At 45.4% G+C, this 17,283-nt stretch carries 19 protein-coding genes; 10 read left to right on the top strand and 9 right to left on the bottom strand.

All coding sequences use genetic code 11. The annotated features are described in order from the left end of the window. Positions 1–37: 37 nt before the first annotated feature. Positions 38–1,156: a polysaccharide export protein gene (locus tag GXP65_RS08155; RefSeq protein ID WP_005429303.1), complete on the bottom strand. Its 1,119-nt coding sequence runs from the start codon at positions 1,154–1,156 to the stop codon at positions 38–40. A 460-nt stretch (positions 1,157–1,616) separates the two neighbouring features. Here GXP65_RS08155 and GXP65_RS08150 point away from each other — a divergent pair, with 460 nt between their 5' ends. Further along, positions 1,617–2,513 (top strand): hypothetical protein, encoded by an 897-nt coding sequence (locus GXP65_RS08150; RefSeq protein WP_005429305.1) that lies wholly within the window; start codon positions 1,617–1,619, stop codon positions 2,511–2,513. 78 nt (positions 2,514–2,591) lie between these two features. Here GXP65_RS08150 and nfsA read toward each other — a convergent pair whose 3' ends face one another. Then, the gene (nfsA, locus tag GXP65_RS08145) at positions 2,592–3,314 is read right to left on the bottom strand and encodes an oxygen-insensitive NADPH nitroreductase (RefSeq protein ID WP_162092508.1); all 723 of its coding nucleotides are present in this window, start codon (positions 3,312–3,314) and stop codon (positions 2,592–2,594) included. 213 nt (positions 3,315–3,527) lie between these two features. Here nfsA and GXP65_RS08140 point away from each other — a divergent pair, with 213 nt between their 5' ends. Both GXP65_RS08140 and GXP65_RS08135 read left to right on the top strand, forming a co-directional pair. Continuing rightward, the gene (locus GXP65_RS08140) at positions 3,528–4,169 is read left to right on the top strand and encodes a MarC family protein (protein ID WP_162092507.1); all 642 of its coding nucleotides are present in this window, start codon (positions 3,528–3,530) and stop codon (positions 4,167–4,169) included. Positions 4,170–4,350: 181 nt separating this feature from the next. Next, complete coding sequence (locus GXP65_RS08135; protein WP_162092506.1) at positions 4,351–5,223, top strand: patatin family protein; 873 nt, start codon at positions 4,351–4,353, stop codon at positions 5,221–5,223. Between the two features lie 19 nt (positions 5,224–5,242). On the opposite strand, the gene GXP65_RS08130 is transcribed toward GXP65_RS08135, so the two are convergent. The 3 genes from GXP65_RS08130 to GXP65_RS08120 form a co-directional block, all read right to left on the bottom strand. Next, on the bottom strand, positions 5,243–5,932 hold the full coding sequence (locus tag GXP65_RS08130) for a flavin reductase (RefSeq protein WP_162092505.1): 690 nt from the start codon (positions 5,930–5,932) through the stop codon (positions 5,243–5,245). Positions 5,933–5,976: 44 nt separating this feature from the next. Beyond that, the gene (locus GXP65_RS08125) at positions 5,977–6,477 is read right to left on the bottom strand and encodes a fasciclin domain-containing protein (RefSeq protein WP_162092504.1); all 501 of its coding nucleotides are present in this window, start codon (positions 6,475–6,477) and stop codon (positions 5,977–5,979) included. 79 nt (positions 6,478–6,556) lie between these two features. Further along, positions 6,557–8,038, bottom strand: coding sequence for a deoxyribodipyrimidine photo-lyase (locus GXP65_RS08120; RefSeq protein WP_162092503.1), 1,482 nt, complete (start codon positions 8,036–8,038; stop codon positions 6,557–6,559). Positions 8,039–8,147: 109 nt separating this feature from the next. On the opposite strand from GXP65_RS08120, the gene GXP65_RS08115 reads away from it, so the two are divergent. Next, positions 8,148–8,453, top strand: a complete 306-nt coding sequence (locus GXP65_RS08115) for a DUF6482 family protein (protein WP_050907436.1) — start codon at positions 8,148–8,150, stop codon at positions 8,451–8,453. 57 nt (positions 8,454–8,510) lie between these two features. Here GXP65_RS08115 and GXP65_RS08110 read toward each other — a convergent pair whose 3' ends face one another. Continuing rightward, positions 8,511–9,491, bottom strand: a complete 981-nt coding sequence (locus GXP65_RS08110) for a rhodanese-related sulfurtransferase (RefSeq protein ID WP_038891950.1) — start codon at positions 9,489–9,491, stop codon at positions 8,511–8,513. A 365-nt stretch (positions 9,492–9,856) separates the two neighbouring features. Here GXP65_RS08110 and GXP65_RS08105 point away from each other — a divergent pair, with 365 nt between their 5' ends. Beyond that, the gene (locus GXP65_RS08105) at positions 9,857–10,345 is read left to right on the top strand and encodes a GNAT family N-acetyltransferase (RefSeq protein ID WP_162092502.1); all 489 of its coding nucleotides are present in this window, start codon (positions 9,857–9,859) and stop codon (positions 10,343–10,345) included. A 101-nt stretch (positions 10,346–10,446) separates the two neighbouring features. Here GXP65_RS08105 and GXP65_RS08100 read toward each other — a convergent pair whose 3' ends face one another. Then, positions 10,447–11,742, bottom strand: a complete 1,296-nt coding sequence (locus GXP65_RS08100; protein WP_162092501.1) for an alpha/beta fold hydrolase — start codon at positions 11,740–11,742, stop codon at positions 10,447–10,449. Positions 11,743–11,998: 256 nt separating this feature from the next. On the opposite strand from GXP65_RS08100, the gene GXP65_RS08095 reads away from it, so the two are divergent. Both GXP65_RS08095 and GXP65_RS08090 read left to right on the top strand, forming a co-directional pair. After that, entirely contained in the window at positions 11,999–13,165 is a 1,167-nt protein-coding gene (locus tag GXP65_RS08095; protein WP_045374230.1) for a D-alanyl-D-alanine carboxypeptidase family protein, read from the top strand. A 115-nt stretch (positions 13,166–13,280) separates the two neighbouring features. Beyond that, entirely contained in the window at positions 13,281–13,571 is a 291-nt protein-coding gene (locus GXP65_RS08090) for a putative quinol monooxygenase (RefSeq protein ID WP_162092500.1), read from the top strand. Here GXP65_RS08090 and GXP65_RS08085 read toward each other — a convergent pair. After that, complete coding sequence (locus tag GXP65_RS08085; protein ID WP_010646831.1) at positions 13,568–14,497, bottom strand: LysR family transcriptional regulator; 930 nt, start codon at positions 14,495–14,497, stop codon at positions 13,568–13,570. The two genes, GXP65_RS08090 and GXP65_RS08085, sit on opposite strands and share 4 nt — an antisense overlap. 133 nt (positions 14,498–14,630) lie before the next feature. Between GXP65_RS08085 and GXP65_RS08080 the strand changes: the two genes are divergently transcribed. Then, entirely contained in the window at positions 14,631–14,849 is a 219-nt protein-coding gene (locus GXP65_RS08080) for a VF530 family protein (RefSeq protein WP_162092499.1), read from the top strand. Between the two features lie 338 nt (positions 14,850–15,187). Here the strand turns inward: GXP65_RS08080 and GXP65_RS08075 are convergent, their stop codons facing one another. Then, positions 15,188–15,640, bottom strand: coding sequence for a thioesterase family protein (locus tag GXP65_RS08075; protein ID WP_162092498.1), 453 nt, complete (start codon positions 15,638–15,640; stop codon positions 15,188–15,190). A gap of 209 nt (positions 15,641–15,849) precedes the next feature. Here GXP65_RS08075 and GXP65_RS08070 point away from each other — a divergent pair, with 209 nt between their 5' ends. Both GXP65_RS08070 and GXP65_RS08065 read left to right on the top strand, forming a co-directional pair. After that, positions 15,850–16,614, top strand: a complete 765-nt coding sequence (locus GXP65_RS08070) for a ferredoxin--NADP reductase (protein ID WP_005429330.1) — start codon at positions 15,850–15,852, stop codon at positions 16,612–16,614. Between the two features lie 121 nt (positions 16,615–16,735). Further along, complete coding sequence (locus tag GXP65_RS08065; RefSeq protein WP_162092497.1) at positions 16,736–17,179, top strand: RDD family protein; 444 nt, start codon at positions 16,736–16,738, stop codon at positions 17,177–17,179. Positions 17,180–17,283: the final 104 nt, after the last annotated feature.

Below are 17,283 nucleotides of genomic sequence, written 5' to 3'. Positions count from 1 at the left end.
GAGGAGCAATTATGCTCCTCCTAGAAAGCACATTACATTATGGCCAATTACGAATACGTAGAGCGCCTTCGGTTAATTCGTTGAAGCCTGAGATGGTTGGTACTAGCTGAGCAATAACTCGGTTCCAACGGCTGATTGGTGCAGCGGTGACATAAACGATGTCATAAGGATTTAAATCAAACTCAGTACCAATCACGAGGGCAGATGCATCTGATACATCAAGTTGATAGATGTCAGCCATCTTAGACTCTTCTTTTGAACGTCTAATGACAAATACACCTGTCGCGTCTGCAGAAATTTGACTGATGCCGCCCACGTTGCTCAATGCCTCAGTTAGGCTCATGCCTGCACGATCGATTTTAAGCAGTTTAGGGTCGTTAACTTCACCCATAACAAATACTTTTTGTGCATCGTTACGCGGCACGTGAACAATATCTCCTGACTGCAGCAAGCGGTTCTGAGTAAGGTCGCCCTGCTGCATCAGTGCATATAGCGAAACATTCTGAACGGTTCCGTCTCGTGTCAGTGTTGCGTTACGCCAATCCGCGTCTTGTGCTAAACCGCCAGCACGGTTAACGGCGTCTAGAAGAGTTAGTGGGATATTAGTGATGGCTTGTTGACCTGGTTTGTTGACTTCTCCCGTTACATAAGTCTTTTTCGAACGGAAGGCTGCAACGCTGACATCAACTTGAGGGCTTTCGATGTATTTTGCGAGGCGCTGGGCGATGTCGGTACGGATTTGACGAACGTTCTTTCCTTCGACATGGACAATACCAATATATGGATAGAAGATGGTTCCGTCTGCGTGCACCCAGTTACCCGCTTCAGCGGAACTACGGTAAGAGCCCGCAGGAATGGTAAGCTCTGGATGGTCCCAAATAGTAATGTTTAGAATGTCACCAGGCCCAACAACGTACTCGTACTTAGCGATTTCAACATCGAGCTTTGGGTTTGGCTGAGAAAATGGCTCCGCTGCATTTAAAGAACCGACGCGATCTAACGTAAGGGGATAAACGGTGACTTGAGACTCAATGTCTGCTGCTTCGGTAGTCATTACCGTCTTGTCACTAGTGGAAAGGTGGCTGCCGGGTACGGTACACCCAGCTAGAACGATTGGAAGAAACGTTATCCCCAAAAATTTGTTAAATGTATTCATTGGTTTCTAGCTACCGAAAGAAAATTTGCCGACTGAAATTGGTTCACTTTTGAATGATGAGGGTGCTGCCTATAAATGGCGCTTATCTCATCGTTCTTAGCCTGATTAAAACGATTCCATTCAGTATTATTTATGTAATAAATGCTCTAAAAACGCATTTAACGATTCAGAGTCCTCATTTTTATTTATGAAGGTTGCATTTCTGCCCATCAAAAAATAGACAACTATTATCCATCTTGTTGCAATGAAGGCAACCAGAACCTTAAAAAATACTGACAAATACCTGACAAAAATGGGGCTATCTCAAGTTAAAGGCGAAAATGCGCTATTTTGCACATGTAAACAATTATTAATGTGAAAAAACTCATACCAAAGTTCTATGCATCCTATTTACAGTATATGCAACTGCCGTTATGCTTTCTGTTGCGGTCGGATATAACAAAAAATATTGGAGCTAATTTTGAAAATCAAACTTTTAACGGCAAGTGTGGCGGCGGTGCTACTGGCTGGCTGTGGCAGTGACAGCGATCCTGTAGTGAAAACTTATTCAGTTCAGGCTTACGATCCAGCTGTTATTGACATGAAGGTGTCATACACCTGTGGCGAATTAACAGGTGAAGCGGATGAGTTAACGACAAACTATAAAGGTATGGTTGGTCAAGCTCGTATTAGTCATGTTGATGTAGTAACAGCACCTCACGAGTGTGAATTTGTACTAAGTCCAACAGAGACAAGCCGTGACTCGTCTAACGGTAAGCCAATCACAACGGAATACACTATTCCTCAAGGTCTAGCGCAGGTCGATGGTCTAGTAACGGGTTCTCCGTTTACAACGTTAATCGCTTCTTCCCTTGAAGATGGTGAAGTGTACTCTCCAGAAGTTGCTGAGAAAGTGTTCTCAGATCTTGGTATCGATATCAACGCAATCGGTGTTTCTGTGGATGAGCTTCTACTGAACACAGAACAAGTTGTTCAAGATCTGCAAGCGCAAGAAGATGAAGGCGCGTCTGCTATTGCGACACAGCTAATCGCAACTGCGAACGTTGTTTCTGATGTTATCAAAGCTAACCCAGAAGCTTCTCCAGAATCTATTTCAGTAGCAGCAAAATCGATCACAGAAGAAGTAATCACAGCAAACCCGGATTACCCTAAGAGTGAAACAGGTGAAGTTATCTACGTAACTATTCCAGCTGAAGATACTCAGAAGGTTGTTGGTGATGTACAAGATGCTATCGATGCTGGCACTCCAACAGACGAGATCAAACCTGACGTACCAACGATTCCAGAACCAGAAGTTGGTGAACCTATTGACCCTGTAGATCCACCAACAGGTACAGGCGGTACAGGCGGTAACTAATCGCTATTAAACCAATTAATACTAAAGGCCTCATGCGAGGCCTTTTTTGATCTTTCAGTTGATTAGCGAACTATATCATTAGCGTTTAGCCAACCCCTTGCTATTCAAATAAGGCAGAATGTGAGGACGAGACTCTCCTGCTAGCTTTCCGGCGGTTTCTTGTGACCATGTACTCTGTTTTTGATTACTTGTTCGGCTTGCGTAGTATTCTTGCATGGTTTTATCGTAGGTTTGTACATCGTCAACGTTAAGTGCTTGGTATTGGTTCTCATGAACAATCACATGTGCTGGCAGACGTGGCTTTGTTTCTGGACTTTGGTCCGGGTGACCCAAGCACATACCAAACAGAATGGCGGTATTTTTAGGTAAACAGAGCAGTTCATCCACTTGTGCGGCGCTGTTCCTTAACCCACCAATGTATACACCACCCAATCCCATAGACTCGGCAGCAAGCAAACAGTTTTGCGCCATGATGCCAGAGTCTACTGCACCAATCAGAGTCAATTCAGTAAAGTCGGCTTGAACGTCTGGGTTGATAGTGGCGTGACGCTGGTAATCGATACAAAACACCAAAAACTCTGCGGCACTTTCAACGTAAGCTTGGTTACCAGCGTATTGCGCTAACAGTTTGCGCTTTTCTGTATCTGTTACTCGAATGATCGACACGACTTGCAGCATGCTCGAAGAAGAGGCAGCTAACCCCGATTGGAGAATCGTTTGTAGTTGCTCACTTGCAATTGGCTCAGAGGTGAACTTACGAATAGAGCGATGGCCGAGAATGGTTTCAATCGTACTGTTCATGATGAATCAACTTCCTTGGCTTGTTGTTGGTATTGGCTGAATCTTCACCATAACGCTATTTATATTGGGCGTAAACCAATAGGGCTTTCAAGTTGGTACTAGTGGGTAACAGATAACAATCATAGATAATGATGCGAACATAAAGTGACGTTATTTATAAAGTTGGGTATATAATGATTTTTAATAATCAATAAGTTACCGAATGTGGAGAACATGAAAGAGCTGATACTTCATACGGTCACAGTGTTTATGGGCTTTTTTGCCATCATGAACCCGATCGCCAATATCCCTATCTTTTTGAGCTTAACGGCGGATGAAGATAAACAAACGGTTCGATCAATTGCGTTTCGTTCTGTTTTCATCGCCTTTGTTATCGTGGCTGTGTTTGCTGTTGCAGGTAAAGTGATTTTCGACTTGTTCGGCATTACGTTATACGCACTGCGCATTACCGGTGGTATTTTGGTGTTTTTGATTGGTTTCCATATGCTTCAGGGGGAATCAACGCATCAAAAAACCAAAGAAAAGGCTTATTCGCCAGAGCAAGAGCGAGCAGCACTTAGCATTGCCGTTTCGCCATTAGCAATGCCTATCTTGGCTGGACCCGGTACGATTGCGACCGCAATGAACTTTGCTACTGCTGGTGGGTTCGACCAAACCATCATTACAATTGCGTCGTTCGCCGCACTGTGTGCGATCACTTATGTGCTATTTTTATTTGGTGACAAGCTGGTTAAAGCCGTTGGTCCAAGTGCACTGAATGTGATCACCAAAATGATGGGTTTGATCCTAGCCGTGATTGGTACCCAAATGTTTATTGATGGCGCAGCAGAGGCGTATAAAACCGTTTTTGCTTAACCCCGTTTCTACTCCTTAGAATCCACATTGACTACTCAGTTGATGTGGATTTTTTGATCCTAAGTTTCCACTTAAAAAGCAAGAAACACATAGACTTCGCCTATCTCAATAATAAGAATAACCGATTGTTGCTGTAGCATGAATTTCAGTAATCTTTTTAACGTCTTTATTGGGGGGAAACATGGCAACAAAAGCAATCGTAGTCGAGGGTGGCGCAATGCGTGGCGTCTTTGCTAGCGGCGTATTAGATGCATTCTTAGAACAAGACTACAAACCATTTGATTTTGCGATTGGTGTGTCGGCAGGGGCTTCAAATTTGATCGGTTATTTGACCGACTACCCGCACCGTAGCATCAACGTCATTACTAAATTAGCAACCAGCAAACGTTTTTTCGATCCTACTCGTTTTTTAAAAGGCGGTGATTTGATCGATGTGAAATGGTTGTTTGAAGAATCAAATCGTTTGTACCCAGTCGATGAAGCGAAACTGTTTGAGGGTATCCCTTTCTTAGCGGCGACGACGAACGTGAATACGGGTAAGGCGGATTATTACCGTGTGAACCGCCATAACTTTCATAACGCGATGGAAGCGACGACGGCACTGCCTATTGCTTACAAACACACTCCTTGTTTCTCTGGTGGTTGTTATACCGATGGTGGTGTGGCGGACTCTATTCCTGTTCGAGAAGCATACCGCCGTGGTGCTCGTGACATAACAGTGGTTCTCTCACACCCGTTGGCTTACGAGAAAAAGCCGGTGAAAACGCCTTGGTTAATGAAGAAGTTGTTCGCTGAGCATCCACAGATGGCAGAGGCAATGCTGCACCGTTCAGAGAACTACAATGAATCGCTAGATTTCATTCGTAACCCTCCAAAAGACACGCACATTCGCGTTATCGCACCGCCGGATGAATTCAGTGTACAACGTCTATCAATGCGCCAGTCGGTATTGCTAGAAGGTTACGAAATGGGATTGGAAGCAGGGCGCACTCACCTTACCAACTGGGCCGGTGAACACGGCTTAGACAGAGAAAACTGCCACTTCTGTATTTAGCTTTTGATATCTAAAGAGGTTAGTCCATATCGACTTCAAGTGCTCCCCAAGACGAAGGCTCTCCTTCTCTCGTTAGAGGGAATAGGCGAGAGTCTGGTTTGGCATAACTTAACCTATGCAGACGTTGAGTGACGTGGTAGCTATCCAGCCCGGAAATGGTCACTAAGTCGAGCAGTTCCAAATCGAGATAACCATCGGGCATGATGGCTCTTTCAGGTGCGTGCACCGCCAACACTTCACCAATCAACATCTCTGTCTGATTGCTTTCGATCTTGATGTGCTCTCTCAACACCAACCCCATTTTGAGATTGCTCTCCAGGACGAATGGCGCAGGAAACGCATCATCGTAGTAAGGAGCAAGTCCCACCGCTTCAAACTCTGATATCTGTTTTGGGTAGCGGGCGGAGGTCTGGTGTGCTTTTTGGACGAAATCGACGCCGATGGCATTAATGGTGAAGTGCTTGGTATCGAGGATGTTTTCTAATGTATGACGACGGCTTTTGCGTGGACGTACAATAAAACCAAACAGTGGTGGATGTGAGCCTAAGTGGATCACAGAGCTTACGATAGCTAGGTTCTCTTGTCCTTGCCTGTCTCTTGTTCCGATGAGGTTCGCGCTTTTGTATCCCGCAAGGGAGTTGACCAATCGAGTTCTTTGGCGCTGCTCCATCGTTTGTATATCGTGCTTTGAAAGTTTGATGTTTTCCATGTCCTAAAAAGGGGCGAGAAACCTCGCCCTTCCATGTTATGTCGTTATTTCGGCATGATTACGGTGTCGATAACGTGTATCACGCCATTCTTAGCGTTTACGTCAGTCGCAATGACAGTTGCGTTGTTTACCATGACTTTGTCGCCCATGGTTTTTATCATCACGTCTTGTCCTTGCACTGTCGTCGCTTTATTCATCTTGACCACGTCTGCGGCCATCACTTTTCCCGGAACCACATGGTAAGTGAGAATCGCAACCAGCTGATCTTTGTTCTCGGGCATGAGTAGCATGTCGACTGTTCCATCTGGTAGCTTAGCAAATGCTTCATCCGTGGGAGCAAACACAGTGAATGGACCTTCACCTTTCAGCGTATCCACTAAGCCTGCGGCTTTGACTGCTGCGACCAACGTATTGAACGAGCCATTTGCTACAGCCACATCAACGATGTCTTCTTTCATCATTCCATGTTCATGTGCTTGCGCTGGCAGTAAAAAAGTTAGGGTGGCGAACAAAACCGTGGTCGTAACCAAGATGCGTTTCAACATAATGCGTTCCTTTTGTTGTTGGGGTACTGCTCTCTCCCTGATAAAGTCCCTGTTTGTACGCACGCCTTTTTCTTGGCGATCAACTGGCTTTCTTTTTATTAGAAGGACGGACGTGCTGAGCTAAAATGCGTGTGCCTTCCATTTTTACGTCGACACGTTTTCGCCAAGCCCATAAGCGTTCTCTGGCTGCTTTCGCACTCGCTTCTAAATCGATTGTTGGGGCGAGGTATTTTGAATCCGGTTCTAACTGGTACATTACGACTTCCATTGCGGTCATTTTCCAAGGTTCAAACAACAGTGGGGCGGGCACCTTAGCGAGCTCCGGAATCCACTTATGAATGAATTCACCATCTGTATCGTGTTCTTGTGCTTGTTTCGTCGGATTGTAGATACGAATGGTATTGGTGCCCGTCACGCCGGCCTGCATTTGAAACTGTGGGTAATGGATACCCGGTTCAAAATCGAGAAAGAGCTGTGCTAGGTGAGTTACGCCATCGCGCCAGTCCATGTTCATATGATGTGTTAAAAAGCTCACTAACATCGCACGCATGCGAAAGTTGATGTATCCGGTGTGATGAAGGCAGCGCATACAGGCATCGACGAGAGGTATGCCGGTGGTTCCCGCCTTCCAAGCATCTAGTCGGATTGGGTCGTTGTTGCTCGCTTGGCGAAGCAAGGGGTCATAGGCTTGGTTCACACAGCGAAATTCCATCTCACATTCAGATTCAAATTTCTGCATAAAATGACAATGCCAATGAAGCCTTGAAGACAACGCAATTAGGCTGCGACGAAACCCCGTCACTTGCCAATGTTGCAACAGGTACTGATACACTTCTCGAAGTGAAATATTACCCCATGCAAGATAGGGAGAGAGGCGAGTACAGGCTGTCCGAGATGCAGTCGGGCTAGAAATACTGCGGTAATAATCTCGTCCTCGGCGTTGAAAAAAGTCTTCCAATGTTTGCCAAGCGAGTGAGCTCCCGCCAGTTTGCATGCCTTTTACTTTTTCTAACCAAGAAGGGGGAGGAGTAAAGGTGAAACCTAGCGCTTCGACATCGAGAGTAATAAGAGAAGCGCTTTCAAGTTCAACCTCTTCTATCGGAGATCGCATAACGGTATCCCAATGTTTGTCCCAGCCGAATCGGTCTTTTGCGCCTCGCACAACTGCGCCATGTTCAAACTCATGCCATGGAATGCCTTGTGCTTGAAGCCATGCTGATACTTGTTTGTCTCGCTCAAACGTACGATTCAATCCAATTTCTTGATGGGAGAAAACGGCATCGATGCTGAATTGGTTTTGAATCGCACTCAAACAATCCCGAGCATTGCCAAACATTACTGAGACTTTTTGGCCGTATGAAGTAAGTTGTGCGTTCATGTCTTGGAGTGACTGCCAAACAAAGCGCCAATGACGTTCGGAGTAATGTGGGTCATCCAGCAGCATGGGCTCGAAAATATAGAGCAGCACTGTTGGATTCTTAGAAGATAGAGCATGCTGCAAAGGGAGGTGGTCGGTCAGGCGTAAGTCGCGTTTTAGCCATACTAAGTTGATTGTTTGCATCGGAGCCCTCACTGGTTTTCCGATTTCTACGCATGAGAGAGGCAAATTTCTCACTCGGTGATCGATTTTATTGCAGTTGACGTAAAGGCACGGAGCAAGGAGGTGCTTTATGTCTATGCCACTCAGTAAACTGGAAAAATTCTTCTATATCGACAAGCTTGTCATCTACTCTCTCGATCTCGCTTTGTATCAGGTTTCAGTATTTGTCGATGGAGAAGAGCACTTTGTCACAGATGACAAAGGGAAGTTTTTAAGGGCGCATTCGATACTGGAGTTGCAAAAACAGTGTCGTAATTTGAAAGCGAACAAACAGGTGCTTCGCCAACAAAGTGCCTATGATGAAATGGTTGGACAGCCAAGTAGGAGTGGTACGAATGAGCTGGAAGTGTTGCTGAAAGACAACGAGCTCTATTGAAATTAGATTGAAAGAGGAGAAAGTGCGAGCTCAGTTTGTTAGCTCGCACCTTACTAATTACGCTTGTTTACGTTGTGCGTCTTTCTTTGCCAGTTTTTCTGCACGTCGTTGCTGACGTTGTTTGGCACTCTCACCACCGACGTGCTGCTCGCCACGAACCGCAGCTAACGATACTTGCTTTTCACGTTCACGGAAGCGCGCTACTTGTTCTTCGCTGTGTTTACCAAAACATTTTGGGCAGCTTACGCCTTGCTCAAACTGCTCTGATCGTTTGTCTTCTTCTGTGATTGGCAGTCGGCAAGCGTTACACAAGTCGTAGTCTGCTTTTTCCAACTGATGGTTAACCGCAACGCGACCGTCGAATACGTAGCAGTCGCCTTCCCACATGCTTTCTTCTTCTGGTACTTCTTCAAGGTATTTCAGAATACCGCCTTCTAGGTGGTAAACCTCATCAAAACCCTGCTCTTTCATGTAAGCAGTCGACTTTTCACAGCGAATACCACCAGTACAGAACATCGCGACTTTTTTGTGTTTCTCTGGGTCCATGTTTTGTTTTACATAGTCAGGAAATTCGCGGAACGTGTCCGTATTTGGGTTAACTGCACCTTTAAATGTTCCGATCTCAATTTCATAGTCGTTACGAGTATCAACCACAAATACCTCTGGATCAGCAATCAGATCGTTCCAATCTTGAGGCTTCACATAGGTGCCAACGACATGGCGAGGATCGATGCCTTCAACGCCCAATGTCACGATCTCTTTCTTGAGTTTTACCTTGGTGCGGTTAAACGGTTGAGTATCTGAGTATGACTCTTTGTAAACAATGCCATTAAGGCGAGGCTCGTCATTTAGCCATGCAAGCAGTGTATCAATACCTTCACGTTTCGCTGCAACCGTACCATTAATACCTTCACTCGCCAGTAGCAACGTTCCATGTACACCGTGGGCTTCCATTAGGGCAAGCAATGGCTCGCGTAACTCTTGGTAGTTTTCCAGTTCCACAAACTTATACAAGGCGCAGACAACATACTGACTCATGATTATTCCTTACTTTAAGGTTCGATGGTTCGACACGTCGCTAGTTTGACGACTCGATACCTAACAATTTTAGCGGCTCGGAGTATACCTGAGTAATTTAGTCGGAAATACGGACAAACTATGCGGATATTTCTTCCATCAATACAGCACCGTGCTATTGAGGGTTATTGGATTGAATCACCCTAAATTCTTTGTGGGTGTTCAAGTTATCAGTAAAAACCCAGAAAAGTGTAGAAAACGTACTCGACATGCATGGTCGAAATTTGTACTGTTGATTTGCTTCACATTCCTAAAACTTCTTATCCGATAACCAGTTGAAGCAAAGATCTGTGCTTGATGCAGATCGGTTGGCAAAGGAATTCAATATGCAACAGTTCCATATCAGAAGATTAAGAGAAGAAGACGTACCACTGTTGAAAACGCTCTTAGTTGAACTCGACACTTCCCACTATGAGGCTGAGCCAGACTTCTACCGCTCACCGGAGGAAATGGCAAAGCTCAGAGAGGAACGTAATACCTTCGATAAATACTTTGATGGCAGCATCACGGCTTTTATTGCTTGTTCACACCGAGAAGTGGTTGGTTTTATCTCTGGTACCATTCGAGAGGTTAACTCGATGCTTTCTCCGGAAAAACGCGTTGGTTATATCAACGAGTTGGTGGTGTCTGAAAGCCACCGAAACTTAGGTATTGGTTTGTCTTTGATGGATAAAATCGAGAGCGATTTATGCAGCCAAGGCATTGAAGAAATTGGTTTAACCGTGGCTTCATTTAATCACGAAGGCGAGGATTTTTATCATAAGATGGGTTACCGCGTGATCACCAAAATGATGACCAAGCGGGTCAAAGATTAATCGTAATAAGCACTCAAACCAGAATAAAAAGCGCCTCTCTATCTCGTGATAAAGAGGCGTTTTTCTATCTAGGTTATTAGCGGATATCTGGCGTTAGCCGCTTATTTCAGTGTCGCTTCGGTTTGTTTTCCCATTGCAATTAACTTGTCGAGAATGCGCTCGCCATCCGCGCGAAGACCGTTGTGCTCATATTCGTTGGTGATCCACGCTTTTGAGTTTGGCATCGCAGCGAGTGTTTCACGGCTGATGTCCATCTCCACAAACATATCGTCAGCATAGACGGCGCAGCTTACCGGCACCTTATTGTTTGCCAGTTGCTGCGCATCGTATAGTGGCGTCCAATCGGCTTTTTCTGCCAGTAATTCTGCTGCCTCTTTTAATGGCTTTAGATTTACGTATTGGTCGAACATCCAAGGGAAGACCATTTCTCCGGTGAAGTAGAACGGCTTGCCTTGTTCGTAGTTGAACGCATCGTGCTCTTGACGTACTCGGTGCGCGCTCCATTGAGAAGCAAACCCTTGGCAGTAAATCGACTCGTGTAGAATCGCGTAAATTGGATTGGTCTGGAAGTTTTGTTGCGCCAGCATATCGTTGAGGAATTCATAACGAAGCTGAGGTTTACCGTTCACCTCAATCAATGCACTTTCTAGCCAGTAGTAAGTTGGCAAGAAGGTATCACTGACGCCAAAGTTAATCCCGATTTGTTGGAACTGTTCGACAGTAAAACGCTGACCATTCGGCAGAAACTCTTCATTCGCCAACAGATGATTAGCAATGTTCTGGCACAGCTGCTGCGCTTGTGGGAATTGCTGGAAGAAGGCTTGGTTCTTCTCCATCGTACGTTTGAAGGTTGCGTGATAGACATCATCCGCATGACGAGAAACCGAAGGTACACCACCCGTGATATAGCTTTGCAGCAAGCTGTCTGGGAATAGCGATAGGTAAGTTAATGAACAAAAACCACCAAAGCTCTGACCCAAAATCGCCCACTTCTCAACACCAAATTGTTCACGGATAAATTCCGCATCGCGAACAATGTTGTTTGCGCGGAAGTGGCTTAAGTAGTCTGCTTGTTGCTCCGGTGTGAGGGGGGCAAGCGTCTGGTGGTTAATCACGCTGCTGTTGCCTGTGCCGCGTTGGTCGAGCAACAGTACACGATACTCACTCAATGCGCGTTTGATCCAGCCGTTGTTTCCGTTTGGACGAGGAGAAGGGAAGCCCGGACCGCCTTGAAAATACACTAACCACGGTTTGTCTGAGTCTTCATCGCCGACCAAACAAACGGAGCGAGCGAAGACGCTTATCGTGCCTTTGCTTAGATCTTGGTAATCCAGTGGCACGGTGAACGAGTGGGGCGTGTAATGCAATCCTGCGTCGATAAATGATTGAGCGTTCATTGTTATGGTCTGTCCTTGTTTATAGTCGCTTTACGATATCGAATTCCTTATTAGAAACAACCGATTTGTTGTAAGAACTCGATTTTTGACTCCTGAAAGGCAATCAAAACTGAAACTCTTCGATCTTTCCGTGTTGGTATGCACTGAGTGAACTATGATCTGTTAGGTGAAGTTTGGAAATCACTGTCTTATCACCATCTTGAACAGTTTTTATGAAACGAGACATTTGGCGGTCATTGACCATGGAGGATGCTTGATGAACACGTCACTAACCCGAATTACGCTTGCTTGTTTATTACTACAGACTTTTAGCGCACCCGCACTGGCGGTCGTAACGCCGAATCCGCCTCAGTTGCAGGCGAAAGGTTATGTGCTCATGGACTTTCAGTCCGGCGCCATCATTGCGGAGCAAAACGCGCGTGCTGGATTAGCCCCTGCCAGTTTAACTAAGCTGATGACAGCCTATGTGGTAGGTACAGAGATCAAAGCAGGGCGACTCAATTGGGATGACAAAGTGACGGTGAGTGAAAACGCGTGGTCGGCCAAATTCCCGGATTCCTCAAAAATGTTTATCCAACCCAAAGATGAAATCACCGTTGCTAACCTAATGCGTGGCGTGATCATTCAGTCCGGTAATGATGCCTGTGTGGCGCTCGCCGAGCATGTTGCCGGTAGCGAAGGAGCATTTGTCGCGCTCATGAACGGTTGGGCCGACAAGCTCAGTTTGAATGATACCTACTTCGTTAACTCACATGGACTGGATAGTGAGGGCATTCAGACTTCCCCCAATGATATGGCAACACTGATGCAAGCCATCATCAATGACGTGCCTGATGTTTACGCCCTCTACAGTGAGAAGGTGTTCAAGTGGAACAAGATCACCCAATACAACCGCAATAAGTTGCTATGGGATAAATCGATGGATGTCGATGGAGGTAAAACGGGCTACACCAGTAATGCGGGATACAGTTTGGTGAGCTCTGCTAAACAAGGAAAGATGCGATTGATCTCTGTCGTCATGGGGACGCCAAGTAAACAATCGCGAATCACCCAGTCTAAGAACTTACTCAGTTACGGCTTCCGTTTTTATGACACCAAACAAGTGGCAAAACAGGGAGAAGTGCAGGCGAGTGCAAAAGTGTGGAAAGGCGATGTCAGTGAGATTGATTTGGGCTTTGCTCAAGATGCGTACCTGACGCTGCCTCGTTCTCTAACCGCTGGTTTAGACAAGAGCGTGGTCGTGAATGAACCGTTGATTGCACCCATCGCGAAAGGCGATGTGGTTGGTAAAGTCGTGTGGAAGAGTGACGATCAAACAGTAGCAAGCTATCCGTTGGTAAGTAACCAAGCGGTGGAAGAGGGCTCATGGATTGGTAAGTTATGGGACAGTTTGGTGCTGTGGGTGAAATCGTTGTTTAATTAGCGTCAGATAAATTTTCAAATTTATTTTGAAAAAGTTATACGCTTAGGTCGATTTTTCTCTTGGGTGGAAAGGAGTAGATTGTTGGAATATAGAAACATACTCAAAGAGATAAAAAATGATCCATCTAGTCGCAGAAATTAAAGCTTTTCCTGACCATATTGAACAGGTGACTCAGTTACTGACTGAACTACTCGCTCCCACTCGTGAAGAAGAGGGATGTTGCCAATACGAGCTGTATTTGGATGAAAAAATCGAAGGCCTGTTTATGTTCCAAGAAATGTGGGCATCGCAAGAAGCTTTAGACAAGCACCTACAAAGCCCTCATATTGCGCAATGTTTTTCTACATTAGAAAAGAACGGCCTACTTGAGTACACCCATATCCGACCTATGATGTTTGTTGGTTAACGCTCTGAACAGAATGTTGTCAGTACAGACTTCCTTTGCTGGCAACATTTCTCTTGGATAAAATCTCGGAAAGTACGAATCGTTGGTGTTAGCAATCGACGATCAGCGCACACCATGTAGAGCGGTACGGGACCACAATCCCACTCAGGCAGTACGCGTACTAATCTTCCCTCAATCAAATCTTGGCTGATGTCCATCAGTGATTTATTGGCAATGCCTTTGCCTTTAATTGCTAAGCGATGGGATAAATCACTGTCGTTACTGAGTAGCTTGCCACTTACGACAACCTGTTCTGTTTCACCTTCGCGAGTCAGTGTCCATTTGTTGTAAACCGAGTCCGCTACCATGTAACACAAGCAGTTGTGCTGGTGGAGATCTTCTGGTTTGGTCAATTCTGGATTGCTCGCAACGTATTCTGGGGAGGCACATAAGATCCGCTCGTTCGCCCCGCATAATGCCAGCACAACTAAGTTAGAATCTGCGGGTTCACCGTATCGAATCGCAATATCGACGGGTTTGGTGTACATATCCGTCAAGCTGTCAGACAGCTCTAACTTGATAGAGACGTTAGGGTAGAGCTCGATAAACTCATCGACCCAATCAAGCAGCATGTTACGACCAAAGTCAGATGGTGCCGTGATGTGCAATTGACCTGATAACTCACCACGCGCGCTTGAGATCTGATCCAAACCTTCTTGCAATGTTGCTAATGCTTGGGTGGTTTTATCTAGGAACAGTTCGCCTTCGGAGGTTAGACGTAGGCTGCGAGTCGAGCGTACAAACAGCGGAAAGCCAATCTGCCCTTCAAGACGTTTGATCGATGCACTAATGGCTGCTGGTGTCATGTCCATGCTGTTAGCGGCTTTCGAAAAACTGCCTTGGCGTGCGGTTTCGACAAAGATATTCAGATCGTTGAGGGCTTTCATAATGAAAAGGGGCTTTTAAGAAGTTTGAGCTACTATAGGGGAGAGTTGCAGGGCAATTCAAGGCTAAAACATTAGGTTGCACGGCGAGTTTGAGTTAGATTAGCGCGCAACTTCACTTTACTGGATCCATAGCATGAGCCAACAGCAGCCGAATAACCCACTTCACGGGTTGAGTTTAGAAAAAATCCTTATCCGTTTAGTTGAGCATTTCGGGTGGAAGGGAATGCATGAGCGCGTTCGTGTTAATTGTTTTCAGAAAGACCCTTCGATTAAATCGTCGTTGAAGTTCTTACGTAAAACGCAATGGGCGAGAGATAAGGTGGAAGCGCTGTACATCGAGACGTTCTGTTAATTGGATTTGGTTAACGTCTCAAAGAGAGATTCCGGATGGCTCGCTTAGGCTCGTCCGGAATGACGTCTGAGCTCGTATTGTAGGGCAGATAACCGTTATTCTGAACAGCGAGGAACGAGCGTGATTCAGAATCTACTCTCAGAATATATTGAGTTTATTCATTGCTTTATGGTCTGCAGCAAGCGGTAAGTAGATTCTTAGTCTCGCCTTGGCTCGCTAGAATGACACAGCTTTTCTTATCGCGTAGGCTGGAAGAGTTCCTCTGCGTCATTCCCGATAGCGACGAAGGAGCGCAGTCGGGAATCTCGATTCTGCTCTCTCGCATCTTGCCTCTTTTATTACTCCAAATGATGCGTACTGCCCACGGTGCTTTCCAGTTCTAAAATCGACTGGCGAACATGATCTGGAATTGCGGCTTTCACGTTGTTCTTAAAATCAAACATCACACCAGTGGCGGTGGCGACAGTCACAATCTTGCCCCACTTCTTGCTAAGCACTTGGTATTCCATTGTCATGCGATCGTCTTGCATGTCGATAACGCGTGAGCCAATCAAAAGCGTATCTGGAAAAGTAACGGGCAGCTTGTAACGGCATTGGGTTTCACTTAAAACCGGACCGATGTGAGACGTCTGCAAATCTACTAATAGATTAATCTTGTTGAAGTAGTCCAAACGCGCAGTTTCGAAGTAACGAAAATACACCGCATTGTTGATGTGTTGCAGGGCGTCCATCTCTCCCCAAGCGACTTTGATTTCCGTAATCACCGGGAATTCTTTTAATAACGTATCCATTACTCATGTTCCTTTTTCATCGACGTTGCCGCAATTTGCTAAGCGACTTATCACTTTGAGTATTTATTCTAGATGGAACTGATTAAATTGTAATAAAATTGTATGTAAATTGTGAAATGGAATGGTTGCTTATTTTTGTAAACTAAAAACTTTACATAGTCAGTTGTGAGGCGTAGGTTTAAGTAAGTGCAACCAAAAGGAGATGTCCGATGACAGAGCTGAAAGGTTTCAATCTTGCCAGAGTAGAAAAACGAATCGACTGGACAGGTGAACTGTTCAGTTTAAGGGTGTCCGGTGCGCCTCTCTCCTTCAAAGCCGGACAGTTTACCAAACTCGCTCTGCTCGACGAACAGGGCAACTCAATCAGCCGTGCGTACTCGGTGGTAAATGCACCTAGTGAGCAGTTTGAATGGCTTGAATTCTTAATTGTCGCGAATCCAGAAGGGCAACTAACTCCAAGGCTGCAGCAGCTTCAAACAGGCGACAGCATCTATGTGGGTGAAACCGCTCATGGCGATCTGGTCCACGACACCATTCCAAAACACGCCAATGATCTCTGGCTACTTTCTACGGGGACGGGGATTGGTCCTTTCCTTTCTTTACTCGATGACATCAACTTGTTGCCGCACAGCGACCATATTGTGTTGGTACATGGCGTGCGTTATGAAAGGGACTTGGTGTACAAATACTTGATTGAACAGCTTCAGCAGCGTTATGACGGTCGCCTGCGTTACGTGCCGATTGTTAGCCGAGAAAATGCTCCGAATAAGTTACAAGGTCGTATCCCAGCCTTGATCGCTTCAGGGGAGCTGGCTAATCGTGCTGACCTACCTTTTTCTAAAGAAAACAGTTTTGTGATGATGTGCGGTAATCCTGAGATGATCAAAGATACCTCGCCTGTTTTGCAAGAGTTGGGGTTAGAAAAATATCGAGCTCGTACGGGCGGTAATATCATTTATGAGAGATATTGGTAAGCACTGAGTCATTTTTAGATCATCTCACTTCTGAGAGAGCGTCACAATTATAACGTCTCTTAATTGAGCATGGTCAATCTCGTCCCTAGAATGCATCAGCTTGCATTTGAGGGGATTAGGTATGAGTCGTTCTATTGCCAATAGAAAGCAAAGGATTATTGGCGGTTTCATCGATCTGATGATCGTAACGGGATTCGTGTTGCTGATCGCGTTGACCATCAATTCATTTGTGAATGGCTTCGAACTCTCCTTGAGTGAAAACCTTCAGTTAGTAAAAGATACCAAGGCTAGCTATGTGCTAACCATACCTATGTTGATGCTAGTGAACTGGAATTTGCTTAGGGAAGGGCAAACCATAGGTATGCGGCTCGTTGGTATTAAAGTCGTGATGAAGAACGGTCACGATACAACGAAAGTCACTGCTTCACTTCGATTGTGTCTAAGCTATTTGATAGAGATGCTTATACCATTTACTTCACTAGTGAACATCGTTTTGCTTTTTTGCCATCCAGAGCGACGTTTGTTGCACGACATCCTTTCGGGCACCAAAGTCGTCAATTGCTAAGCCACTCGCTTATCCTACATTACAATCTTTATTTCATTCAGAGTTGCGATCGAGTCAACTTTTCATATCTCCCTTCCTACAACTACACTTACTTCAGACATAAA

Origin of the sequence: Vibrio sp. LB10LO1 (genome assembly GCF_010092875.1) — a bacterium.
GTDB lineage: Bacteria > Pseudomonadota > Gammaproteobacteria > Enterobacterales > Vibrionaceae > Vibrio > Vibrio campbellii.
Note: the sequence above shows the minus strand (reverse complement) of the source record. Positions and strands in the feature narration are given on the sequence as shown.

Excerpts from the sequence above, each read along its gene's own strand:
- GXP65_RS08100 (WP_162092501.1), bottom strand. The coding sequence starts at position 11,742 with ATGAACGCTCAATCATTTATCGACGCAGGATTGCATTACACGCCCCAC.
- GXP65_RS08115 (WP_050907436.1), top strand. The coding sequence starts at position 8,148 with ATGTCTATGCCACTCAGTAAACTGGAAAAATTCTTCTATATCGACAAG.
- GXP65_RS08110 (WP_038891950.1), bottom strand. The coding sequence starts at position 9,491 with ATGAGTCAGTATGTTGTCTGCGCCTTGTATAAGTTTGTGGAACTGGAA.
- GXP65_RS08130 (WP_162092505.1), bottom strand. The coding sequence starts at position 5,932 with ATGGAAAACATCAAACTTTCAAAGCACGATATACAAACGATGGAGCAG.
- GXP65_RS08120 (WP_162092503.1), bottom strand. The coding sequence starts at position 8,038 with ATGCAAACAATCAACTTAGTATGGCTAAAACGCGACTTACGCCTGACC.
- GXP65_RS08080 (WP_162092499.1), top strand. The coding sequence starts at position 14,631 with ATGAGCCAACAGCAGCCGAATAACCCACTTCACGGGTTGAGTTTAGAA.
- GXP65_RS08065 (WP_162092497.1), top strand. The coding sequence starts at position 16,736 with ATGAGTCGTTCTATTGCCAATAGAAAGCAAAGGATTATTGGCGGTTTC.
- GXP65_RS08125 (WP_162092504.1), bottom strand. The coding sequence starts at position 6,477 with ATGTTGAAACGCATCTTGGTTACGACCACGGTTTTGTTCGCCACCCTA.
- GXP65_RS08075 (WP_162092498.1), bottom strand. The coding sequence starts at position 15,640 with ATGGATACGTTATTAAAAGAATTCCCGGTGATTACGGAAATCAAAGTC.
- GXP65_RS08155 (WP_005429303.1), bottom strand. The coding sequence starts at position 1,156 with ATGAATACATTTAACAAATTTTTGGGGATAACGTTTCTTCCAATCGTT.
- GXP65_RS08135 (WP_162092506.1), top strand. The coding sequence starts at position 4,351 with ATGGCAACAAAAGCAATCGTAGTCGAGGGTGGCGCAATGCGTGGCGTC.
- GXP65_RS08085 (WP_010646831.1), bottom strand. The coding sequence starts at position 14,497 with ATGAAAGCCCTCAACGATCTGAATATCTTTGTCGAAACCGCACGCCAA.
- GXP65_RS08140 (WP_162092507.1), top strand. The coding sequence starts at position 3,528 with ATGAAAGAGCTGATACTTCATACGGTCACAGTGTTTATGGGCTTTTTT.
- GXP65_RS08090 (WP_162092500.1), top strand. The coding sequence starts at position 13,281 with ATGATCCATCTAGTCGCAGAAATTAAAGCTTTTCCTGACCATATTGAA.
- GXP65_RS08105 (WP_162092502.1), top strand. The coding sequence starts at position 9,857 with ATGCAACAGTTCCATATCAGAAGATTAAGAGAAGAAGACGTACCACTG.
- nfsA (WP_162092508.1), bottom strand. The coding sequence starts at position 3,314 with ATGAACAGTACGATTGAAACCATTCTCGGCCATCGCTCTATTCGTAAG.
- GXP65_RS08070 (WP_005429330.1), top strand. The coding sequence starts at position 15,850 with ATGACAGAGCTGAAAGGTTTCAATCTTGCCAGAGTAGAAAAACGAATC.
- GXP65_RS08095 (WP_045374230.1), top strand. The coding sequence starts at position 11,999 with ATGAACACGTCACTAACCCGAATTACGCTTGCTTGTTTATTACTACAG.